This window comes from Pseudomonas sp. PGPR N4 (genome assembly GCF_059693665.1).
This window is the reverse complement of record NZ_JCAUKV010000004.1, coordinates 13,716-34,939: the sequence shown is the minus strand read 5'-3', so window position 1 is coordinate 34,939 and position 21,224 is coordinate 13,716. Positions and strand designations below refer to the sequence as shown.

Below are 21,224 nucleotides of genomic sequence, written 5' to 3'. Positions count from 1 at the left end.
GGAGGTGCTTCAGGGGGGGGGTGGCCTGGGCGCAAATGGCTGCACCCAGGCCAGGCCGGTATCGTTGTTACGCGGCGCTCTGTTCGGCCAGCTTGTCAGCCAGACGCACGAACGCAGCCAGGTCGAGCTGCTCGGGGCGCAGGCTGCCATCGACGCCGGCGGCTTCGATCTGTTCATTGCTGAGCAAGGCCTTGAGCGTGTTGCGCAGGGTCTTGCGGCGCTGGTTGAAGGCTTCGCGCACGACGCGCTCGAGCAGCAGGTGATCCTTGGCCGGGTGCGGCAGGACTTCATGCGGGACCAGGCGCACGATCGCCGAGTCGACCTTCGGCGGCGGGTTGAACGCGCCAGGGCCGACGTTGAACAGGTGTTCGACCCGGCAGTGGTACTGCACCATGATCGACAGCCGGCCCCAATCGCCGCCGCCAGGCCCTGCGGCCATGCGCTCGACCACTTCCTTTTGCAGCATGAAGTGCATGTCGCGGATCAGCCCGGCGTGGCTGAGCAGGTGGAAGATCAGCGGCGTAGAGATGTTGTACGGCAGGTTACCGACTACTTTCAGGCTGCCGGCAGGAACACCCAGCTGGTTGAAGTCGAACTTCAGCGCATCGCCTTGATGTAGACGGAAATTGTCGTTGCCGGCGAACTTGTGTTGCAGGATCGGCACCAGGTCCTTGTCCAGCTCGACGACGTCCAGTTGCGCGCCGCTGCTCAGCAGGCCTTCGGTGAGGGCGCCCTGGCCTGGGCCGATTTCCAGCAGGTGCTCGCCGGGCTTGGCATGGATGGCACGCAGGATGCGGTGGATTACGCCGGCGTCATGCAGGAAGTTCTGGCCGAAGCGCTTGCGCGCGCGGTGTTGGTATTGCTCGTTCATGTGCGGTTCTCGGCCATCTGATAGGCGGTGTGTAGCGCGACGCGCAGGCTGCCGGTGTCGACCTGGCCGCTGCCGGCGAGGTCCAGGGCGGTGCCGTGATCGACCGAGGTGCGGATGATCGGCAAGCCCAGGGTGACGTTGACCGCTGCGCCAAAGCCCTTGTACTTGAGTACAGGCAGGCCTTGGTCGTGGTACATCGCCAGCACCGCGTCGCAGTGCTGCAGATATTTTGGGGTAAACAGGGTATCGGCCGGCAGCGGGCCGCGCAGGTCCATGCCTTCGTTGCGCAGGCGCTGCAGTGCAGGCTTGATGATGTCGATTTCTTCGCGGCCCAGGTGGCCGCCTTCGCCGGCATGCGGGTTGAGCCCGCAGACCAGGATGCGCGGGTTGGCGATGCCAAACTTGTCGCGCAGGTCGGCATGCAGGATGCGCGTGACCCGCTCGAGGCGTTCAGCGGTGATTGCGTCGGCAATCTCGCGCAGCGGCAGATGGGTGGTTACCAGGGCAACGCGCAGGTCGCCGGTGGCGAGCATCATCACCACTTGTGCGGTGTGAGTCAGTTCGGCGAGAAACTCGGTATGTCCGGAAAATGGGATACCGCTCTCGTTGATCACACCCTTGTGCACCGGCGCGGTGATCATCCCGGCAAAGCTGCCATCAAGGCAGCCGTTGCCCGCGCGGGTCAGGGTCTGCAGCACGAATGCGGCGTTGGCCTGATCGAGCTGGCCGGCCACAGCCGCTGTCGCCAGCGGTGTATCCCAGACATACAGGCTGCCGGCCGGTGCTGGCTGCTCGGGCCAGTTGCCCGGCGCGACTGTCAGCAGGTCGACAGCCAACCCCAGCTGAGTGGCCCGCTCGGCGAGCAGGTCACGGCTGGTGATGGCAATCAGGGGGTGGGGCTGGGCTTCGCTGGCGAGCAGCAGGCACAGGTCGGGACCTATGCCGGCCGGCTCGCCGGGAGTAACGGCGAAGCGCAGGGGCTTCACTGGGCGGCCTGGTCGGCGCCAGGCAGCTTGATCTCAACGTAGGCTTCGTCGCGGATCTGGCGCAGCCAGGTTTGCAGCTCTTCGTCGTATTTACGGTTGCGCAGCACGCTCAGGGCTTGCTGTTCACGGGCCTGGTCGGTGCTGTCAGTGGCGCGGCGGCCCATGACTTCAAGCACATGCCAGCCGTACTGGGTACGGAACGGACGGGTCACTTCACCCTGTTGGGCGCGGGCCATTTCTTCGCGGAACTCAGGCACCAGGCTGTTCGGGTCGACCCAATTGAGGTCGCCGCCGTTGAGCGCCGAGCCCGGGTCTTCCGAGAAGCTCTTGGCCAGGGTGGCGAAGTCTTCACCGTTCTTGATCCGCTCGTAGAGCTTCTCGGCCAGTTGCTCGGTGGCCGCGTCGCTGCGGATCTCGCTTGGCTTGATCAGGATATGGCGCACGTGCACTTCATCGCGCAGGACGTTTTCGCTGCCACCACGCTTCTCTTCCATTTTCAGAATGAGGAAGCCATTGGGGATGCGAATCGGCTGAGCGATCTCGCCGTTGCTGAGCCCGCTGAGCATCTTGGCGAACTCAGGTGGCAGTTGACCGGCTTTACGCCAGCCCATGTCGCCGCCTTCGAGGGCGTTTTCGCTGGCCGAACGGGCGATGGCCATCTGCGCGAAATCGGCGCCTTGCTTGAGCTGCTGGTAGACCTGGCCGGCTTGCTGAGCGGCCGCCTGGATCGCTGCCGAGTTGGCGCCTTCCGGGGTCGGGATGAGGATGTTGGAGAGGTGGAACTCTTCCGACAGCTGCATCTTGCCCTGGTCAGAGGCGAGGAAGTTTTTCACTTCCTGCTCGGACACCTGAATCCGCTCGGCAACCCGGCGCTGGCGCACGCGGCTGATGATCATCTCGCGCTTGACCTGCTCGCGAGCATCGTCGAACGACAGGCCGTCACGACGCAGCGCTGCCTGGAACTGCTCCAGCGACATGCCATTGCGCTGGGCAATGGTGCCGATGGCCTGGTTCAGCTCCTCGTCGGTGATGCGGATGCCCGAGCGTTCGCCAATCTGCAATTGCAGGTTTTCGACGATCAGGCGCTCCAGTACTTGCTGGTCCAGCGCGCCTTTTGGCGGCATGCCGCCGCCACGCTTGGCGATGGTCTGCTCGACCTCGCGTACACGTTGGTCCAGTTGGCTCTTCATGACCACGTCGTTGTCGACAATGGCCACCACGCTGTCCAGCGGTTGTGGCGCAGCATGCGCCACGCCGGTCAGCAGTGCGGCGCCCAGCATCAGCGGGCGCAGACGATCAATAAGCTTGGTCTTCACGAGTACGATAACCTTGAATGCCTTGGTCGAGGAAAGATTCGACCTTGTTGCCCACGACGCCACCGAGCCCTTTCAGGACGATTTGCAGGAAGATGCCGTGGTCGCCTTTTTCGTTCTGCGGAGCTGCCTGGCTGAACTCGTCGTAATCGAGCCAGTAACGGTTGATCAGGCGCAGCTTCCAGCAGCAGTTGTCGTACTCGAAGCCGCCCATGGCTTCCAAGGTGCGGTTCTGGTTGTAGTCATGCTGCCAGCGAGCGATCGCGTTCCACTGCGGCACGATCGGCCAGATAACCGAGAAGTCGTGCTGCTGGATCTTGTAGTAATCCTTGATGTAGTTCGGTTGCCCGCGGGTGCCGTAGTCGCCACCTGTCTGCCAGGTGCCGGTCAGCGAGTCGTAGCGGACAAGATCGTTACGATAGCGGTAGCCAACGTTGATGATCTTGTTCGGATTGTCTTCAGGCTGGTAGTGGAACATCGCGCTGCCCGAGCGTGGGCTGTGAGAGTCCGGGTCCCAGTTGTAGTCGGCATTCAGGCGCCAGTCGCGGTTGAAGGCGAACATGTACTCCAGTGCGTAAGGCGATACGTTCGCCTGGGCGTAGTCTCGGCTACGCCAGTCAATGCCAGGCATCTGCACCTTGCGATCGGCAAAGTACACCGCCTGACCCACGCTTACGCGTTGACGCTCGAAGCCGTTTTCTTGGATCCAGCGGTTGGTGACACCGAGCGACAGCTTGTTCTCGTCGCCAATCCGATCCGAGCCGCTGAAGCGGTTGTCGCGGAACAGCGAGGAGTAGCTGAAGTAACTCTCGTTGGTGTCGAACACCGGAATGTCTTTCTGATCTTCGTACGGAACGTAGAGGTAGAACAGGCGCGGCTCGAGGGTCTGACGGTAGTCCTTGCCGAACCATTGGGTGTTGCGGTCGAAGTACAGGCCGCTGTCGACACTGAAGACCGGTACGTTGCGGTCCTGGCTGCTCGAGAACTCGCCACGCAGGTTGCGCGTTGCAGCATCAGCACCGGCCAGGTCAGCCTTCCCTTCACCATCTAGATCCAGATTGTAGCGGGTGTACACGTACTTGAGCGTCGGTTTTACGTAGCCGTAGCTGGCCTCCATCGGCAGGCTGACAGCCGGCGCGAAGTTGAGGCGGGTGCCGTTGGCACGGTCCAGACCGAACACGTTCTGATCGAGGCGACGACCTGCGTCACCTGCGGAGAAGTCCGGGTTGCCGTCCTTGTCCCGCACGAAATCGTTTTTCAGGTCACGATCGAAGCGCACCGCCTCGGACTGATAGGTGAACTCCAGACCGCCAGGGTGGTACGGCAGCATTCCGTCCAGCGTCAGCTGCGGCAGCTTGTCGTACGGCGTAATGCGCGAAATGGTGGCCATTTCATACGCCTGTGCGTTCAAGCGAGCTACGTAGCTGTCACCACGGTAGGTAAGGGCGCCTTGCTGGTTGACCACGTCCGAAGTCTTGATGCCGATCTGATCGGATTCCAGATCCTGGAAGTAGAACGGATCGCTGATCTTGGTGTAGTCGACTTCCGCCATCAGGCGATCATCGAGGCCACCGCGGTGCTGCCAGTTGATCATGTAGCGATCTTTCTGATAGTCGGTCTGCTTCTCGCGATCGTTGCTTTCGTCGTTCAGGTACGCGCCGCCGAACTGACCTTCGCTGGACTTGGTCAGGTAGCGGAATTCGCCTTCCATGAGCAAGCCGCGCTTGGTCATGTAGCGCGGGTACAACGTGGCGTCGTAGTTCGGCGCCAGGTTGAAGTAGTACGGCGTGACCAGCATGAAGCCGGTGTCGCTGCTGGAGCTGAACGACGGCGGCAGGAAGCCGGACTGGCGACGGTCATCGATCGGGAAATAGATGTACGGTGTGTAGAACACCGGGAAATCCTTGACCCGCAGGGTGACGTTGGTCGCAGTACCGAAGCCCGTGGCCGGGTTCAAGGTAATGTTGTTACCCTTCAGCTGCCAGGCGTTGCTGTTCGGCTCACAGGTGGTATAGGTACCGTCCTTGAGGCGAATGATGGCGTTTTCGGCGCGTTTGGCGTACAGGGCGTTACCGCGAATGCGCGATTTGTGCATCACGTATTCGGCGTTGTCGACCTGGGCTTCACCGGTGTCGAGCTGGATCTGCCCGGCATCACCGACTACCAGCGACCCGTTGTCTCGGATCTTGACGTTGCCCTTGAGCTCGCCACGGTTTTCGGCCTGGTAGAGGTTGGCTTCATCAGCCTCGACCTGCATGCTGCCCTGGCGCATGACCACGTCACCGGCGAGGGTAGCGATCTGCTGCTCCTGCTGGTACTTGGAGACCTTGGCGTTGATGTAGGTCGGCGACTCGTCCTTGGGCGTGGTGTCATCCATGCCAGGGCGGGTCGGCTCGATGTAGGCACCGGCGCAGTACGGACCGGTCTCGGCCAGTTGGGCAGCCGTGAGCTTGTCGCGCGGGACCCAGTCGAGGTGACTGTAGTCTTCGCTGCGCGTTTTCAGGCCGCGGCCCTTGCTCTCGGTAACCAGCATTGGCGCGGGTTCGCCGTCGACGGTGGCTTGTTCAGCCTTACCTTCGCCGGTCGAACTGAGCGCCGCGCCATCATGCACAGGGCGTGGTGGCAGGCTGTTGGCTGGCGTCTTGGGCTTGCAGTCCCAACCACCGGAGGCGGACACTTGGCAGTCAAACTGCTCGGCTGCCACCACGTACGAGGTGGCCAGTGGTTGCAGTACCAGCAAACTGCCTGTTACCAGCAACGGAAACTTTCTACGAAACGTGGGGGATTTCAATGCCATCTTATTAGTCCGGGCTTCCTGCGTGCCATCTGCCCGCGTGTGGGGCCGCACGCCTCTCGATGGTCTGAAAAAGATGCTGGATAATAAAGCATGACCCGCTTGACGGCTAGGGCCGTCGGAGACCCTTGTAATGCCCGAACACGATCTTCGTCTAGAACTGCTCCAGGCCTGGCTCCAGGAACAACTGCTCAACCTGTTTCAACGCAACGGCTGGGGCGACCTGCCAGCAGGCACGCTGACCGCCGCCAGCAGTGACGCGAGCTTCCGCCGCTACTTCCGCTGGCAGGCCGGCGAGCGCAGTTTCGTGGTCATGGATGCGCCGCCGCCGCAGGAAAATTGCGCGCCGTTCGTTGCCATCGATCATTTGTTGGCCAGTGCCGGCGTGCACGTGCCGACCATTCATGCGCAAGACCTGGCGAGGGGCTTCCTCCTGCTGGGTGATCTGGGCCACCAGACATACCTCGACATCATTAACCCGGACAACGCCGACGGCCTGTTCGCCGACGCCATCGACGCCCTGCTGGCCTTGCAGCGGCTGCCGTTGGACGCAGCGCTGCCGAGCTACGACGACGCCTTGCTGCGCCGCGAGCTTGAGCTGTTCCCTGAGTGGTATGTGGGCCGCGAGCTGGGCGTCAGCCTGAGTGCCGAGCAGCAGGCCAGCTGGCAGCGTGTCAGCCAGCTGTTGATCGACAGCGCGCTGGCCCAGCCAAAAGTGCTGGTGCACCGCGACTACATGCCGCGCAACCTGATGCACAGTGCGCCCAACCCGGGCGTGCTGGATTTTCAGGATGCGGTCTATGGCCCGGTTACCTATGACATCACCTGCCTGTTCAAGGACGCCTTCCTCAGTTGGCCGCAAGCGCGGGTTGAAGGCTGGTTGGGTGATTACTGGGAGAAGGCGCGGGTTGCCGGCATCCCGGTGCAGGCTGAGTTCGAGGCGTTCCACCGCGCCAGTGACCTGATGGGCGTGCAGCGCCACCTCAAGGTCATCGGTATTTTCGCGCGCATCTGCCACCGCGACGGCAAGCCGCGCTACCTCAGCGACGTACCACGCTTCTTTGCTTATATAGACGAAGTGATCGCGCGCCGGCCGGAGCTGGCAGAACTGGGTAGCTTGATTGCGCAACTGCAGGCGGGCCGATGAAGGCGATGATTCTGGCCGCAGGCAAGGGCGAGCGCATGCGCCCGCTGACCCTGCACACCCCGAAACCGCTGGTGCCGGTCGCTGGTCAGCCGTTGATCGAGTATCACCTGCGCGCGCTGGCGGCTGCCGGTGTGACCGAGGTGGTGATCAATCATGCGTGGCTCGGCCAGCAGATCGAAGACCACCTCGGCGATGGCAGCCAGTTCGGCCTGAGCATTCGCTACTCGGCCGAGGGCGAGCCATTGGAAACCGGTGGCGGTATCTTCAAGGGGCTGCCGCTGCTCGGTGATGCGCCGTTCATTCTGGTCAACGGCGATGTCTGGACCGATTTCGACTTCAGCCGTTTGCGCGCGCCGAGCAAGGCGTTGGCGCATCTGGTGCTGGTGGATAACCCCGGGCACCACGGCCGTGGCGATTTCCGCCTGCAAGGTGAGCGGGTGATCGATGGCGACGATACTCCAGGCACGCTGACTTTCAGTGGGGTGTCGGTACTGGACCCAGCGTTGTTCACCGGTTGCCAGGCGGGCGCGTTCAAGCTTGCGCCGCTGCTGCGTGCAGCGATGGCGCAGGGCCAGGTCAGCGGCGAGTACCATCAGGGCCATTGGGTCGATGTCGGTACGCTCGAGCGGCTCGCCGAAGTCGAGCGCCTGATCGGCGAGCGCGCCTGACATGTGGTGGCCGAGCACAGTGATTGGTGCCGGGGCAGGCTTTGCAGTGGCCAGTATTCCTGGTGCACTGCTGGGAGCCTTGCTGGGTCAGGCCATGGACCGGCGTTTGCGTCTGCAGGGTTGGGCGGACTGTCGCGAGCGCCTGAGCGGGCGCCCGCCGTTGCGTGATGATGAGCTGTTGTTTGTGTTGCTCGGGCGTTTGGCCAAAAGCGACGGCCGGGTGGCGCCTGGGCATATTCAGCAGGCGCGTCAGGAGATGGCCCGCTTGGCGCTGGCCGAGCCGGCGCGGTTGCGGGCGATTGCCGCGTTCAATCGCGGCAAGGCTGGCAAGGATCGCTTCAGCCATCACCTGCAACGCATCAAGCAACAGCCGCACGCTGCCGAAGGCACCTTGCGCGCGTGTTGGCGGATGGTCTGGGCCGATGGCCGGGCCGGCGCCAATGAGCGTGATCTGGTGCTGGCCTGGGGGCAACAGCTGGGCCTGAGCCGGCGCGAGGCGCAGGCGCTTTCGCTTGAGTACGAGCCGCGTAAAACCGGGGTCGAGGGCAGCACCCTGACCTACGCAGGCGCGCTGCGTTTGCTCGGCGTAGCCGCCGATACCGAGGCCGATCAGGTCAAGCAGGCCTACCGGCGGCTGCTCAGCCGCCATCACCCGGACAAACTGGTTGGCAACGGCGCCAGCGAGGCGCAGGTGCGCCAGGCAACCGAGACCACCCGCGAGCTGCACCAGGCCTACGCACTGGTGCGCAAGCGCCGCGGTTTGTAGCCACGGCCAGGATTTATTCCTGCGGGCTGAGCCAGCCTCGCACGCGGCGGAACAGTTGCTCCTGCTCTGCTGCCTTGTTGCCGGGCATGGCGATCAGCGACAGCTGCCGATACTGGCTGCCTGGCTGACGCTTGCTGGCCTGCAGGCGTAACTGCGCGGCGCGCTGGTCTGCGCTGCGGGTGGCGAAATACAGGTCGGCAACCGGCACCTTCAGCGTGGGCGTCAGGCTGAGCAGATCATGCTCGACCCGCGCCGGCGTCTGCGCCGCCACCATCACCAGTTTCTGCACCTGCGGCGGCTGCTTTTCGCTGAGGTAACGCGCTGCCCAGTAGGCGCCACTGCCGTTGCCGAGCAGGACGATGCTGCGCGCTTTCTGGCTTTGGGCGTAGGCCACGGCAGCGTCCAGGCGGGCGAAGATACGCTCGGCGTCGGCCTGATCGTTCTGTTCGCTGGCGTCGACCGCATCGGTGCTCTGCGCGGTGTCGGGGTCGGCTGCGGTGGCCTGGGCGACATTGGCGTTGGCATCGACCGGGGTGTCCTGCACGGCGGCAACCTCGCCGTTGGCTTTCTCGGCGGGCGCCGCTGGTGTTGCCTCGACCCGCGCCTGCGGACTGTCGGCAAGCAGGTCAGGCAGGCTGATGCTCAGACTGTGCCAGCCGGCATCGGGGAATTTACTGCGTAGCGGGCCGACCGTATTGGGCCAGTCGGCGTTCTCGCCGGCGCCGGGGAGGATGATCAGCGCGCCTTGCGGGTTACTGTCGTTGGCCGGCTTCCACAGGGCCAGAAAGCTGTCGCTGCCGGCCTGCAGCATCTGCTGCTCGGCCTTGGGCACGCGTCGTTCGAGTGCTTGCGCGTCTTCCTGGCTGCGTTCGAGCAACCCCGGGCGCACAATCGGCGCGGCGGCTGCATCGGCCGGAGCGGCAGGTTCGGCAGCGGCCGCCTGGGCTGCCAGCGGCAGGAGTGAGCTGAGGCAGATCATTGCCAGCTGCGTGCGATAAAGTGTCAACATGAATCAACCCAAAGCCAGAATGATACCGGCAGCCTAATAGTATTTGTCCGCGACGGCCACGGCTGGTGGTCGCGCTTGCCAAGTCGAGCGTATAGATGAAGCGAATGCGTCGCCTGTTGGTTATCGGCTGCCTGTGCCTGCCCTTGATCGCCCTGGCACGGCCCGCTGCGGTGCCGACGGTGGCGCTGGAGCCGGTTCAGCAACAATGGCTGGAGGAGCACCGCAGCCTGCGTGTGGGCCTGGTGCTGCAGGCGCCTTATGCGCAGTTCGACCGGCGCCTGCAGCAGCTGTATGGGGCCAACGTCGAACTGGTCAGCTGGCTGGCGCAGGCGCTCGGACTGGACCTGACCTGGCGCAATTTCGCTGACCAGGCAGCGCTTGAGCACGCCCTCAAGGCTGGTGAGATCGACTTCGCCCCAGGCCTGACCCAGACCCCGGCCAGCCTGCGCCTGTGGCTGTTCAGCGACCCGTACATGCGCGTGCCGCAGCTGGTGGTCGGGCCGCGCAGCGGCGCGGTGGCGGTCGAACTGGAGAAGCTTGAGTCGAGTGAACGGGTAGTGGTGCGCATGCCCAGCCCGCTGGCCGATTACCTGCGCAGCAACTACACCCACCTCAACCTGCAAGGCGTGCCCAACGAGCGGCAGGCGCTGCAAGCCCTGCTCGGTGCGCAGGCGAGCTTTGCGGTGGTCGACGAAGCGCAGCTCAGCCGCCTGTCGCGCGAAGGCGAGTTCAGCGATCTCGTCGTGGTCGGTGACATCGGCTTGCCGCAACTGCTGCGGATCGGTTCGCGGCGTGACTGGCCGCTGTTGGCCGATGTGCTCGAGCGCGGGCTGCAGGCGATGCCGGCCAAGCAGCTGGAGCAATTGCACCAGCGCTGGCTGCAGCCCAAGTACCCGCGCCTGAGCGAGAGCGCGGGTTTCTGGCAGAACCTGGCGCTGTTGTTCGGGCTGCTGTTGCTGTGTGCCATCGCCACCTTGTTGTGGCAGCGCCGTGAGCAGCGCCAGCTGGAACGCAGCTTGTTGCAGGCGCGCGAAGCGTTGGCCGAGCGCCACGGCCGCGAGCAGGCACTGCGCCTGAGCCAGTTTTCCATCGACCACAGCACCGTTGGTATCCTCTGGATCAACTGGGACAGCCATGTGCGCTACGCCAACCACGCGGCCGAGGGCATGCTTGGCTACGCCGAAGGGCAACTGCTGGACCGGCCGCTGCGTGACTTCGAGCCCAACCTGGACATGGACCGTTGGCTGGAGCTGTGGCGCCGGGTGCGGGCTGGCAACGGTGGCGCCGAGCAATTCGAGAGTCAGTGCCGGTGTGCCGATGGCAGCGTGTTGCCGGTCGATCTGTCGCTGAGTTTTCTGCGCTTTCGCGATGCCGAATACCTGGTGATGTTCCTCACCGATGTCACCGAGCGCCGGCGCACCGTGGCGGCCCTGCGCGAAAGCGAAGCGCAGCTCAAGGGCATTGCCGGCAACGTACCGGGGCTGGTGTTTCGGCTCGAACGCAACCCTGCTGCCGGCGAGCTTGAATTCCCGTATATCAGCGAGGGTAGCGAAGCCCTGGTTGGCTACACTCCGGCAGCCATCCAGCATCCGCAGATGGGCTTGCGCAACCTGGTCCATCCGGATGATCGCAGTGATTATCACCGGGTCCAGGACCTGGCCCTGGCCAACAATCAGGACTGGTCGTGGCAGGGGCGCATCGTCACCCGCCAGGGCGAGCAGCGCTGGGCTGATATCAAGGCCAGTACCCGGCGCCTGGCCGACGGGCGCGTGGTCTGGGATGGCGTGGTCTGGGACATCAGCCAGAGCAAACGCGCCGAGCTGGCCCTGGCCCGTTCCGAGGGGCAGTTGCGCGAGTTGTCTGCCCACCTTGAGAGCGTGCGCGAAGAAGAAAAGGCCCGCATCGCCCGCGAAGTGCATGATGAACTCGGGCAGATGCTGACCGTGCTCAAGCTCGAAGTGTCGATGTGCGAGCTGGCCTATGCCGAGCTCGACCCCGGCCTGCACGAGCGCCTGGCGAGCATGAAGCGCTTGATCGCGCAGTTGTTCCAGCTGGTGCGTGATGTCGCCACCGCCCTGCGCCCGCCGATCCTTGATGCCGGCATCGCCTCGGCGATTGAATGGCAGGCGCGCCGCTTCGAAGCGCGCACGCAGATACCGTGTCTGGTGCAGGTGCCGGATAATCTGCCAGCATTGAGTGATGCCAAGGCCACCGGGCTGTTTCGGATTCTGCAGGAGGCGCTGACCAACGTGATGCGCCATGCCCAGGCGCACACCGTGCAGATCGAGCTGCTGCGCACCGGCGGTACCCTGCGCCTGAGCGTGATCGATGACGGTGTCGGTTTTTGCCCCGATCAACCTAGGCCGACTTCGTTTGGCCTGGTCGGTATGCGTGAGCGGGTATTGATGCTGGGCGGCAGCATGACCCTGGACAGTGAACCCGGCGAGGGCAGCAGCCTGAGCGTCAGTATCCCTCTGGATTAGGAGACAAGCGTGATTCGAGTGCTGGTGGCAGAAGACCACACCATTGTCCGCGAGGGCATCAAGCAACTGATCGGCCTGGCCAAGGACATGCATGTGGTGGCCGAGGCGGGCAATGGCGAGCAGTTGCTGGATGCGTTGCGCCATACCCCGTGCGAAGTGGTCTTGCTGGATATCTCCATGCCGGGGGTCAGTGGCCTAGAGGCGATCCCGCGCATCCGCGCACTGAACAACCCGCCGGCAATTCTCATGCTGTCGATGCATGACGAGGCGCAAATGGCTGCGCGGGCGTTGAAGGCCGGCGCCGCCGGCTACGCGACCAAGGACAGCGACCCGGCGCTGTTGTTGACGGCCATCCGCCGAGTGGCGGGAGGAGGGCGCTATATTGACCCGGCGCTGGCTGACCGCATGGTGTTCGAGGTCGGCCTGACCGACACCAGGCCGCTGCATACGCTGCTGTCGGAACGCGAGTTTTCGGTGTTCGAGCGCCTGGCCCAGGGCGCCAACGTCAATGACATCGCGCTGCAGTTGGCCTTGTCGAGCAAGACTATCAGCACCCATAAAGCGCGGCTGATGCAGAAACTCAAGGTCAATTCACTGGCCGAGCTGGTGAAGTACGCCATGGAGCACAAGCTGGTGTGACTGTTCTGCCGACGACGTCGGCGGTCATCCGCGCACCTGACACTGCGAGCAGCGCATGCGGCACGTGGCGGGCTCAAGGACGCGGCTGCCTGCTACTCGCGACCTCCCTGGCGCAGTCGCACAGCTACCGAAACGCCGATCTGATAACGCCATCCGTGTAGGGCGATCCCTACAGGCAATCTTCCAAGGGGATGATGGCATTCTCTCAGCGGCCCCGATTTGCCGGCACTTGCGCCTTGTCTAAGCTTCTCTCACGCAGTCATCCAACAAAAAGGTGCAGGCATGAGCGAGGCGAATTCGAACACTGCCAGCGGCGACACGCTGGTCAGTTTCCGTGGTGTGCAGAAGAGCTACGACGGCGAGTCGTTGATCGTCAAAGACCTCAATCTGGACATCCGCAAGGGCGAGTTCCTGACCTTGCTCGGCCCGTCCGGCTCGGGCAAGACCACCAGCCTGATGATGCTGGCCGGTTTTGAAACCCCCACCGCCGGCGAAATCCTCCTCGGTGGGCGCTCGATCAACAACGTGCCACCGCATAAGCGCGATATCGGCATGGTGTTCCAGAACTACGCATTGTTCCCGCACATGACCGTCGCCGAGAACCTTGCCTTCCCCCTGAGCGTGCGCAACCTGAGCAAGACCGACATCAGCGAGCGGGTCAAGCGCGTGCTCGGCATGGTCCAGCTCGACGCCTTCGCCCAGCGCTACCCCGGTCAGCTCTCCGGCGGCCAGCAGCAGCGGGTGGCATTGGCTCGTGCTCTGGTTTTCGAGCCGCAGCTGGTGCTGATGGACGAACCGCTCGGGGCGCTGGACAAACAACTGCGTGAGCACATGCAGATGGAGATCAAGCACATTCACCAGCGCCTGGGCGTGACCGTGGTCTACGTCACCCACGACCAGAGCGAAGCACTGACCATGTCTGATCGGGTGGCAGTGTTCCATCAGGGCGAAATTCAGCAGATCGCCGACCCGCGCACCCTCTATGAAGAGCCGCGCAATACCTTCGTCGCCAACTTCATCGGTGAAAACAACCGCCTCAGCGGCACCTTGCTGGCGCGCAATGGCGAGCGCTGCCAGGTGCAGCTGGCGCGGGGCGAGAAGGTCGAGGCGTTAGCGGTGAATGTCGGCCAGGCGGGCGATCCGGTGACCTTGTCGATCCGCCCCGAGCGGGTCCGCCTCAATGGCCACAGCGAGCACTGCGCCAACCGATTCTCCGGCCGCGTGGCCGAGTTCATCTATCTGGGCGACCACGTACGGGTGCGTCTGGAAGTCTGCGGCAAGGGCGACTTCTTCGTGAAGCAGCCGATTGCCGAACTCGACCCGGCCCTGGCCGTGGGCGATGTGGTACCGCTGGGCTGGGAAGTCGAACACGCCCGCGCGCTCGATCCGATTGCCGAAGCCCATTGAAGGTTCGCTTAACCAACCCTGTACTGTGGAGAGAATAATAATGCGCAAGCAGTTGAAACTGACCGCCGTGGCCCTCGGCCTGTTCGCCGCCAGCCAGGCCATGGCCGCCGCAGACCTGACCGTGGTGTCGTTCGGTGGAGCCAACAAGGCCGCCCAGGTCAAAGCCTTCTACGAGCCGTGGGAAAAGGCCGGCAAGGGCAAGATCGTCGCCGGTGAGTACAACGGTGAAATGGCCAAGGTCAAAGCCATGGTCGATACCAAGAGCGTGTCGTGGAACCTGGTCGAAGTCGAATCGCCGGAGCTAGCCCGTGGTTGCGACGAGGGCCTGTTCGAGGAAATCGATCCCGCTCAGTTCGGTGACGAGGCGGACTACGTCAAGGGCGCTATTCAGCCGTGCGGTGTCGGCTTCTTCGTCTGGTCCACGGTGCTGGCCTACAACGCCGACAAGCTCAAGACCGCACCAACCAGCTGGGCTGATTTCTGGGACACCAAGCAGTTCCCGGGCAAGCGCGGCCTGCGCAAAGGTGCCAAGTACACCCTCGAGTTCGCGTTGATGGCCGACGGTGTTGCGCCCAAGGACGTCTACAAGGAACTGGCGACCAAAGCCGGTCAGGATCGCGCCTTCAAAAAGCTCGATCAGCTCAAACCGAGCATTCAGTGGTGGGAAGCCGGCGCCCAGCCGCCGCAGTACCTTGCCTCTGGCGACGTAGTGATGAGCTCGGCCTACAACGGTCGCATCGCTGCCGTGCAGAAAGAAAGCAACCTCAAGGTGGTATGGAACGGCGGCATCTATGACTTTGACGCCTGGGCCATTCCTAAAGGCGCGAAGAACAGCAAAGAGGCGAAGGACTTCATCGCCTTCAGCGTTGCGCCCGAGCAGCAGAAGACCTACTCGCAAAACATCGCCTACGGTCCGGCCAATTCCAAGGCGGTCGCGCTGCTGGCGGATGACGTGAAGAAAGACATGCCGACCACGCCTGAAAACATCGCCAACCAGGTACAGATCGACGTGGCCTTCTGGGCTGACAACAGCGAGCAGCTGGAGCAACGCTTCAACGCCTGGGCGGCGAAGAAGTAACTGCGCCCTCGGAGCGCCGGGTATCTCCGGCGCTCCCCGTTTTCCAGATTTTCGGAGTTCGCCATGGCCATTGCAGTGCCCCTGAACGAAGGCGCAGGTAAAAGCCTCAAACAGCGCCTCAAGCATGCCGAGCGGGTCAACCGCTGGAAGGCCCAGGCGTTGATTGCGCCGCTGGCGCTGTTTCTTCTGCTGGTGTTCCTGGTGCCGATTGCGGCGCTGTTGTTCAAGAGCGTGGCCAACCCCGAGGTGGTCGCCGGCCTGCCGCGCACCGTCGAGGCGGTACAGCAGTGGGATGGCAAGAGCCTGCCTGGCGAACCGGCATATCAGGCGCTGAGCCAGGACCTGGCCGAGGCGCGCAAGAATCAGACCCTCGGTGACCTGTCCAAACGCTTGAACATGGAGCTGGCCGGTTACCGCAGCCTGTTGTCGAAGACTGCCCGGGCGCTGCCGTTCGCGAGCGAACCGGCTTCCTATAAAGAAGCACTGCAAAACCTGGATGAGCGTTGGGGCGATCCTGCCTACTGGCAGGCGATCCGCCGCAATACCAGCACCGTCACCCCCTATTACCTGCTGGCCTCGGTCGATCACCGCATCGATGATCTCGGTGAGATAGCCAAGGCCACGCCGGACCAGGCGATCTACCTGGATATCTTCACCCGCACCCTGTGGATGGGTGTGGTCATCACCGTGATCTGCCTGCTGCTGGCTTACCCGTTGGCCTATCTGCTGGCCAACCTGCCAACCCGGCAGAGCAACCTGTTGATGATTCTCGTGCTGTTGCCGTTCTGGACCTCGATTCTGGTGCGGGTGGCTGCCTGGATCGTGCTGTTGCAGTCGGGCGGGTTGATCAACAGTGCGCTGATGGCGATGGGTATCATCGACGAACCGTTGGAATTGGTATTCAACCGCACCGGGGTGTACATCTCGATGGTGCATATCCTCCTGCCATTCATGATCCTGCCGTTGTACAGCGTCATGAAGGGCATCTCGCCGAGCTATATGCGCGCAGCGATTTCGCTGGGCTGCCATCCGTTCGCCAGTTTCTGGCGGGTGTACTTCCCGCAGACCTACGCAGGTATTGGCGCAGGTTGCCTGCTGGTGTTCATTCTGGCGATCGGCTACTACATCACCCCGGCGCTGCTCGGCAGCCCGAACGATCAAATGGTCAGCTACTTCGTGGCCTTCTACACCAATACCAGCATCAACTGGGGCATGGCCACCGCACTGGGCGGGCTGTTGCTGCTGGCAACCGTGCTGCTGTACCTGATCTATAGCTGGCTGGTCGGCGCCAGCCGCCTGCGTCTGAGCTGAGGAGCCTTGTCATGCTGAGCCCCTATATGTCACCCATCGAGCGGGTGTGGTTCTACAGCCTGCGGATCCTCTGCGGCCTGATCCTGTTGTTCCTGGTGCTGCCGATACTGGTGATCATCCCGCTGTCGTTCAACAGCGGCAGCTTTCTGGTGTACCCGCTGCAGGGCTTTTCGCTGCACTGGTATCAGGACTTCTTCGCTTCGGCCGAGTGGATGCGCGCCCTGCGCAACAGCATCATCGTCGCCCCTGCGGCGACTGTGCTGGCAATGGTGTTCGGCACCCTGGCCGCGATTGGCCTGACCCGCGGCGACTTCCCCGGCAAGTCGTTGGTGATGGCCCTGGTGATCTCGCCGATGGTGGTGCCAGTGGTGATCATCGGTGTCGCGAGCTATTTGTTCTTTGCCCCGCTGGGCTTGGGCAACAGCTTCATCTCGTTGATCCTGGTGCACGCCGTGCTGGGCGTACCGTTTGTGATCATCACCGTATCGGCCACCCTGCAGGGCTTCAACTACAACCTGGTGCGGGCCGCGGCCAGCCTCGGTGCCTCGCCGCTGACCGCGTTCCGTCGGGTGACCTTGCCGCTGATTGCCCCTGGGGTGATCTCGGGGGCATTGTTTGCCTTCGCTACCTCGTTCGATGAAGTGGTAGTCACGCTATTTCTCGCCGGGCCTGAACAGGCAACCCTGCCGCGGCAGATGTTCAGCGGTATTCGCGAGAACCTGAGCCCGACCATCGCTGCGGCAGCGACCTTGCTCATCGCTTTCTCGGTGGTGCTGTTGCTGACCCTGGAATGGCTGCGTGGGCGCAGCGAAAAACTGCGTACGCAACAGCCAGAATAGCCTGCTGGCGCCAGCCCCCACCCTCGGGCTGGCGCGCTGCAGCAGGATTGACACCAATCAGCCCCCATCCCGCGGGGCTGAGGTACAATGCGCGCCACCGTGATTTCTGCCTACAGGTGCGCCATGCAGCCCTACGCTATTGCCCCGTCCATTCTTTCTGCCGATTTCGCCCGCCTGGGTGAAGACGTCGACAAAGTACTGGCCGCCGGCGCCGACATCGTCCACTTCGATGTCATGGACAACCACTATGTCCCCAACCTGACCATCGGCCCGATGGTGTGCAGCGCACTGCGCAAATATGGCGTCACCGCGCCGATCGATGTGCACCTGATGGTCAGCCCGGTCGACCGCATCATCGGAGACTTCATCGAAGCCGGCGCTACCTACATCACCTTCCACCCGGACGCGACCACGCACGTCGACCGCTCGCTGCAGTTGATCCGTGACGGCGGCTGCAAGGCGGGCCTGGTGTTCAACCCGGCTGCCGGTCTGGAGACCTTGAAGTACGTGATGGACAAGGTCGACATGATCTTGCTGATGAGCGTCAACCCAGGCTTCGGCGGGCAGAAGTTCATCCCTGGCACCCTCGACAAGCTGCGTGAAGCACGCGCGCTGATCGATGCCAGCGGGCGTGACATTCGCCTGGAGATCGACGGCGGCGTCAACGTCAACAATATCCGCGAGATCACCGCTGCTGGCGCCGACACCTTTGTCGCCGGCTCGGCAATCTTCAATGCGCCGGATTACCAGGAAGTGATCGCCAAGATGCGCGCCGAAATGGCCCTGGCCCGCCCATGAGCGGCTTCGAGCAGCTGTTCCCGGGGACGCTGCCCAAGTTGGTGATGTTCGATCTGGATGGCACGCTGATCGATTCTGTCCCTGACCTGGCCGCAGCGGTAGACCGCATGCTGCTCGAACTCGGTCGCCCGCCGGCCGGCCTTGAGGCGGTTCGCCACTGGGTCGGCAATGGCGCACCGGTACTGGTGCGCCGGGCACTGGCGGGAGGCCTTGACCACGGCACGGTCGACGACGCGCTGGCCGAGCAGGGCCTGTCCCTGTTCATGGAAGCCTATGCCGAGAGCCATGAGCTCACCGTGGTCTACCCTGGCGTGCGCGACACCTTGCGCTGGCTGCACAAGCAAGGCGTGGAGATGGCGCTGATCACCAACAAGCCGGAGCGTTTTGTCGCGCCGCTGCTGGATCAGATGAAGATCGGTCGCTATTTCCGCTGGATCATTGGCGGCGACACCCTGCCACAGAAAAAACCTGACCCGGCGGCGCTGCTGTTCGTGATGAAAATGGCCGGGGTCAGCCCGGCGCAGGCGGTGTTCGTCGGCGATTCGCGCAGCGATGTGCTCGCTGCCAAAGCCGCCGGGGTGCAGTCGGTGGGCCTCAGCTATGGCTACAACCACGGCCGGCCAATCGAGGAAGAATCGCCCAGCCTGGTGATCAGTGATCTACGCATCCTGTTGCCTGGTTGCGTAGTCACCGACACTGGGATAACGTTGGCCGACCTTCCAGCCTCCAAAGACAGAGAGTCCATCGTGGCGGTTATCGGCAAATACTGGATGAAAGTCATCAAGGCCCTGGCCCGTTGGCGTTGGCGCGCCTGACTTCTGCTCGCCGGCAGCTGCCGGCCCGTCCGTTTGCCTGACCCCATTGCTCTTGCTCCGAGGCTACTCATGACCCGCGAAGAATTCCTGCGTCTGGCCGCTGCTGGCTACAACCGCATTCCTTTGGCCTGCGAAACCCTGGCCGACTTCGACACGCCGCTGTCGATCTACCTGAAACTGGCTGATCAGGCCAACTCGTATCTGCTCGAATCCGTTCAGGGCGGCGAGAAGTGGGGCCGTTACTCGATGATCGGCCTGCCATCGCGCACGGTGCTGCGCGTACACGGCTATCAGGTGAGCATCCTTGAAGACGGTGTCGAGGTAGAAAGCCACGAGGTGGAAGACCCGCTGGCTTTCGTCGAAGCGTTCAAAGAGCGTTACAAGGTTGCCGATATCGCCGGCCTGCCGCGCTTCAATGGCGGCCTGGTCGGCTACTTCGGTTACGACTGCGTGCGTTATGTGGAAAAACGCCTGGGCGCCTGCCCGAACCCGGACCCACTGGGTGTGCCGGACATTCTGCTGATGGTCTCGGACGCAGTAGTGGTGTTCGACAACCTGGCCGGCAAGATGCACGCGATCGTGCTGGTCGACCCGTCTGCCGAAGACGCCCTCGAACAGGGCCAGGCGCGCCTGCAGGCGCTGCTGGCCAAGCTGCGCGAGCCGATCACGCCACGTCGCGGCCTTGACCTGAGCGGGCCGATGGCTGCCGAACCGGCATTCCGTTCAAGCTTCACCCAGGACGATTACGAGCGCGCAGTCGATACGGTCAAGGAGTACATCCTCGCCGGCGACTGCATGCAGGTGGTGCCGTCGCAGCGCATGTCGATCGACTTCAAGGCCGCGCCCATCGACCTTTATCGCGCGCTGCGCTGCTTCAACCCGACGCCTTATATGTACTTCTTCAACTTCGGTGACTTCCATGTCGTCGGCAGTTCGCCGGAAGTGCTGGTGCGGGTCGAAGACAACCTGGTCACCGTGCGCCCAATCGCCGGCACCCGCCCACGCGGTGCCAACGAAGAAGCCGACCGCGCGCTGGAAGACGACCTGCTGTCCGACGCCAAGGAAATTGCCGAGCACCTGATGCTGATCGATCTGGGCCGCAACGATGTCGGCCGGGTGTCGGCAACCGGCAGCGTGCGCCTGACCGAGAAGATGGTGATCGAGCGCTATTCCAACGTCATGCACATCGTCTCCAACGTCACCGGCCAATTGGCCGAGGGCTTGACTGCAATGGATGCACTGCGGGCGATCCTGCCGGCCGGGACCTTGTCCGGCGCGCCGAAGATCCGTGCCATGGAAATCATCGACGAGCTCGAGCCGGTCAAGCGTGGCGTGTATGGCGGCGCAGTCGGTTACTTTGCCTGGAACGGCAACATGGACACCGCGATCGCCATTCGTACCGCGGTGATCAAGGATGGCGAACTGCATGTTCAGGCCGGTGGCGGTATCGTTGCTGATTCGGTGCCTGCACTGGAGTGGGAAGAAACCATCAACAAGCGCCGCGCGATGTTCCGCGCCGTAGCCCTGGCGGAACAGACCCCGTCGCGTTGATGTGTTGAGTTGGCTGGCCGCCACGCGGCCTCGCTCCATCTGCCTGCCTTGTGCTTGACCCAGCGCCCCGTGCGGGATGACCCGCGCCTGGAGGCGCAAGCGCAAGGTCCGAATCAGAAGTCAGTCTTCTAGAGGTTTGCCGCACATGTTACTGATGATCGACAACTATGACTCCTTCACCTACAACGTCGTCCAGTACTTTGGCGAGTTGGGGGCTGAGGTCAAGGTCATCCGCAATGACGAGATGACCATCGCCCAGATCGAAGCACTCAACCCCGAGCGCATCGTGGTTTCACCTGGCCCGTGCACCCCGAGCGAAGCCGGCGTGTCGATCGAGGCCATTCTGCATTTTGCCGGCAAGCTGCCGATTCTTGGCGTTTGCCTTGGCCACCAGTCGATCGGCCAGGCCTTTGGCGGCGATGTAGTCCGCGCTCGCCAGGTGATGCACGGCAAGACCAGCCCGGTCCATCATCGCGACCTGGGCGTGTTTGCCGAACTGAACAATCCACTCACGGTGACCCGCTACCATTCGTTGGTGGTCAAGCGCGAGACCCTGCCCGAGTGCCTCGAGGTGACCGCCTGGACTGCTCACGACGATGGCTCTGTGGATGAAATCATGGGCCTGCGTCACAAGACCTTGAACATCGAAGGGGTGCAGTTCCACCCCGAGTCGATTCTTACCGAGCAGGGCCACGAGCTGTTCGCCAACTTCCTCAAGCAGACCGGCGGCCGCCGTTAAGGATTCGAGC

At 63.2% G+C, this 21,224-nt stretch carries 18 protein-coding genes; 13 read left to right on the top strand and 5 right to left on the bottom strand.

What is annotated here, in order from left to right; genetic code table 11:
• Nucleotides 1-67 precede the first annotated feature (67 nt).
• Genes rsmA through AC58X1_RS16900 form a run of 4 tightly spaced genes read right to left on the bottom strand, consistent with a single transcriptional unit; the run spans nt 68 to nt 5,967 of the window.
• Nucleotides 68-871, bottom strand: a complete 804-nt coding sequence (gene rsmA, locus AC58X1_RS16915) for a 16S rRNA (adenine(1518)-N(6)/adenine(1519)-N(6))-dimethyltransferase RsmA (protein ID WP_101322389.1) — start codon at nt 869-871, stop codon at nt 68-70.
• On the bottom strand, nt 868-1,857 hold the full coding sequence (gene pdxA, locus AC58X1_RS16910; RefSeq protein WP_497429192.1) for a 4-hydroxythreonine-4-phosphate dehydrogenase PdxA: 990 nt from the start codon (nt 1,855-1,857) through the stop codon (nt 868-870). Before pdxA ends, rsmA begins: the two co-directional genes overlap by 4 nt.
• Complete coding sequence (gene surA / locus AC58X1_RS16905) at nt 1,854-3,173, bottom strand: peptidylprolyl isomerase SurA (protein ID WP_101322387.1); 1,320 nt, start codon at nt 3,171-3,173, stop codon at nt 1,854-1,856. The genes pdxA and surA overlap by 4 nt, the downstream gene beginning before the upstream one ends.
• Nucleotides 3,154-5,967 carry an LPS-assembly protein LptD gene (locus AC58X1_RS16900; protein WP_497429191.1) on the bottom strand — a complete coding sequence of 938 codons (2,814 nt, stop codon included), beginning with the start codon at nt 5,965-5,967 and terminating at the stop codon, nt 3,154-3,156. Before AC58X1_RS16900 ends, surA begins: the two co-directional genes overlap by 20 nt.
• A gap of 130 nt (nt 5,968-6,097) precedes the next feature.
• On the opposite strand from AC58X1_RS16900, the gene AC58X1_RS16895 reads away from it, so the two are divergent.
• Genes AC58X1_RS16895 through AC58X1_RS16885 form a run of 3 tightly spaced genes read left to right on the top strand, consistent with a single transcriptional unit; the run spans nt 6,098 to nt 8,545 of the window.
• Nucleotides 6,098-7,111, top strand: a complete 1,014-nt coding sequence (locus AC58X1_RS16895; protein ID WP_497429190.1) for an aminoglycoside phosphotransferase family protein — start codon at nt 6,098-6,100, stop codon at nt 7,109-7,111.
• Nucleotides 7,108-7,779 (top strand): N-acetylmuramate alpha-1-phosphate uridylyltransferase MurU, encoded by a 672-nt coding sequence (gene murU / locus AC58X1_RS16890; protein ID WP_497429189.1) that lies wholly within the window; start codon nt 7,108-7,110, stop codon nt 7,777-7,779. Before AC58X1_RS16895 ends, murU begins: the two co-directional genes overlap by 4 nt.
• Before the next feature lies 1 nt (nt 7,780).
• Complete coding sequence (locus AC58X1_RS16885; protein WP_101322383.1) at nt 7,781-8,545, top strand: TerB family tellurite resistance protein; 765 nt, start codon at nt 7,781-7,783, stop codon at nt 8,543-8,545.
• Between the two features lie 13 nt (nt 8,546-8,558).
• Here the strand turns inward: AC58X1_RS16885 and AC58X1_RS16880 are convergent, their stop codons facing one another.
• Nucleotides 8,559-9,554: an alpha/beta hydrolase family protein gene (locus AC58X1_RS16880; protein ID WP_150571173.1), complete on the bottom strand. Its 996-nt coding sequence runs from the start codon at nt 9,552-9,554 to the stop codon at nt 8,559-8,561.
• A 95-nt stretch (nt 9,555-9,649) separates the two neighbouring features.
• Between AC58X1_RS16880 and AC58X1_RS16875 the strand changes: the two genes are divergently transcribed.
• The 10 genes from AC58X1_RS16875 (at nt 9,650) to AC58X1_RS16830 (ending at nt 21,214) form a co-directional block, all read left to right on the top strand.
• Nucleotides 9,650-12,037, top strand: a complete 2,388-nt coding sequence (locus AC58X1_RS16875; protein WP_312389784.1) for a PAS domain-containing sensor histidine kinase — start codon at nt 9,650-9,652, stop codon at nt 12,035-12,037.
• 9 nt (nt 12,038-12,046) lie between these two features.
• Nucleotides 12,047-12,676 (top strand): response regulator, encoded by a 630-nt coding sequence (locus AC58X1_RS16870; protein WP_497429188.1) that lies wholly within the window; start codon nt 12,047-12,049, stop codon nt 12,674-12,676.
• 282 nt (nt 12,677-12,958) lie between these two features.
• Nucleotides 12,959-14,083, top strand: a complete 1,125-nt coding sequence (locus AC58X1_RS16865; RefSeq protein ID WP_101322379.1) for an ABC transporter ATP-binding protein — start codon at nt 12,959-12,961, stop codon at nt 14,081-14,083.
• Nucleotides 14,084-14,123: 40 nt separating this feature from the next.
• Nucleotides 14,124-15,161, top strand: coding sequence for an ABC transporter substrate-binding protein (locus AC58X1_RS16860; protein ID WP_220632652.1), 1,038 nt, complete (start codon nt 14,124-14,126; stop codon nt 15,159-15,161).
• A gap of 63 nt (nt 15,162-15,224) precedes the next feature.
• Entirely contained in the window at nt 15,225-16,472 is a 1,248-nt protein-coding gene (locus AC58X1_RS16855) for an ABC transporter permease (RefSeq protein WP_497429187.1), read from the top strand.
• 11 nt (nt 16,473-16,483) lie between these two features.
• Nucleotides 16,484-17,311, top strand: a complete 828-nt coding sequence (locus AC58X1_RS16850) for an ABC transporter permease (RefSeq protein WP_101322376.1) — start codon at nt 16,484-16,486, stop codon at nt 17,309-17,311.
• 123 nt (nt 17,312-17,434) lie between these two features.
• Nucleotides 17,435-18,109, top strand: coding sequence for a ribulose-phosphate 3-epimerase (rpe, locus tag AC58X1_RS16845; RefSeq protein WP_150571176.1), 675 nt, complete (start codon nt 17,435-17,437; stop codon nt 18,107-18,109).
• Complete coding sequence (locus AC58X1_RS16840; RefSeq protein ID WP_150571177.1) at nt 18,106-18,924, top strand: phosphoglycolate phosphatase; 819 nt, start codon at nt 18,106-18,108, stop codon at nt 18,922-18,924. Before rpe ends, AC58X1_RS16840 begins: the two co-directional genes overlap by 4 nt.
• A gap of 69 nt (nt 18,925-18,993) precedes the next feature.
• Nucleotides 18,994-20,475, top strand: coding sequence for an anthranilate synthase component I (gene trpE / locus AC58X1_RS16835; RefSeq protein WP_101322373.1), 1,482 nt, complete (start codon nt 18,994-18,996; stop codon nt 20,473-20,475).
• Between the two features lie 145 nt (nt 20,476-20,620).
• Nucleotides 20,621-21,214 carry an aminodeoxychorismate/anthranilate synthase component II gene (locus AC58X1_RS16830; RefSeq protein WP_103435182.1) on the top strand — a complete coding sequence of 198 codons (594 nt, stop codon included), beginning with the start codon at nt 20,621-20,623 and terminating at the stop codon, nt 21,212-21,214.
• Nucleotides 21,215-21,224: the final 10 nt, after the last annotated feature.

What these genes read in the sequence shown, in the direction of transcription:
- rsmA (WP_101322389.1), bottom strand. Translation starts at nt 871, where the DNA reads ATGAACGAGCAATACCAACACCGCGCGCGCAAGCGCTTCGGCCAGAAC.
- AC58X1_RS16900 (WP_497429191.1), bottom strand. Translation starts at nt 5,967, where the DNA reads ATGGCATTGAAATCCCCCACGTTTCGTAGAAAGTTTCCGTTGCTGGTA.
- AC58X1_RS16895 (WP_497429190.1), top strand. Translation starts at nt 6,098, where the DNA reads ATGCCCGAACACGATCTTCGTCTAGAACTGCTCCAGGCCTGGCTCCAG.
- murU (WP_497429189.1), top strand. Translation starts at nt 7,108, where the DNA reads ATGAAGGCGATGATTCTGGCCGCAGGCAAGGGCGAGCGCATGCGCCCG.
- AC58X1_RS16885 (WP_101322383.1), top strand. Translation starts at nt 7,781, where the DNA reads ATGTGGTGGCCGAGCACAGTGATTGGTGCCGGGGCAGGCTTTGCAGTG.
- AC58X1_RS16880 (WP_150571173.1), bottom strand. Translation starts at nt 9,554, where the DNA reads ATGTTGACACTTTATCGCACGCAGCTGGCAATGATCTGCCTCAGCTCA.
- AC58X1_RS16875 (WP_312389784.1), top strand. Translation starts at nt 9,650, where the DNA reads ATGAAGCGAATGCGTCGCCTGTTGGTTATCGGCTGCCTGTGCCTGCCC.
- AC58X1_RS16865 (WP_101322379.1), top strand. Translation starts at nt 12,959, where the DNA reads ATGAGCGAGGCGAATTCGAACACTGCCAGCGGCGACACGCTGGTCAGT.
- AC58X1_RS16860 (WP_220632652.1), top strand. Translation starts at nt 14,124, where the DNA reads ATGCGCAAGCAGTTGAAACTGACCGCCGTGGCCCTCGGCCTGTTCGCC.
- AC58X1_RS16855 (WP_497429187.1), top strand. Translation starts at nt 15,225, where the DNA reads ATGGCCATTGCAGTGCCCCTGAACGAAGGCGCAGGTAAAAGCCTCAAA.
- AC58X1_RS16850 (WP_101322376.1), top strand. Translation starts at nt 16,484, where the DNA reads ATGCTGAGCCCCTATATGTCACCCATCGAGCGGGTGTGGTTCTACAGC.
- rpe (WP_150571176.1), top strand. Translation starts at nt 17,435, where the DNA reads ATGCAGCCCTACGCTATTGCCCCGTCCATTCTTTCTGCCGATTTCGCC.
- AC58X1_RS16840 (WP_150571177.1), top strand. Translation starts at nt 18,106, where the DNA reads ATGAGCGGCTTCGAGCAGCTGTTCCCGGGGACGCTGCCCAAGTTGGTG.
- trpE (WP_101322373.1), top strand. Translation starts at nt 18,994, where the DNA reads ATGACCCGCGAAGAATTCCTGCGTCTGGCCGCTGCTGGCTACAACCGC.
- AC58X1_RS16830 (WP_103435182.1), top strand. Translation starts at nt 20,621, where the DNA reads ATGTTACTGATGATCGACAACTATGACTCCTTCACCTACAACGTCGTC.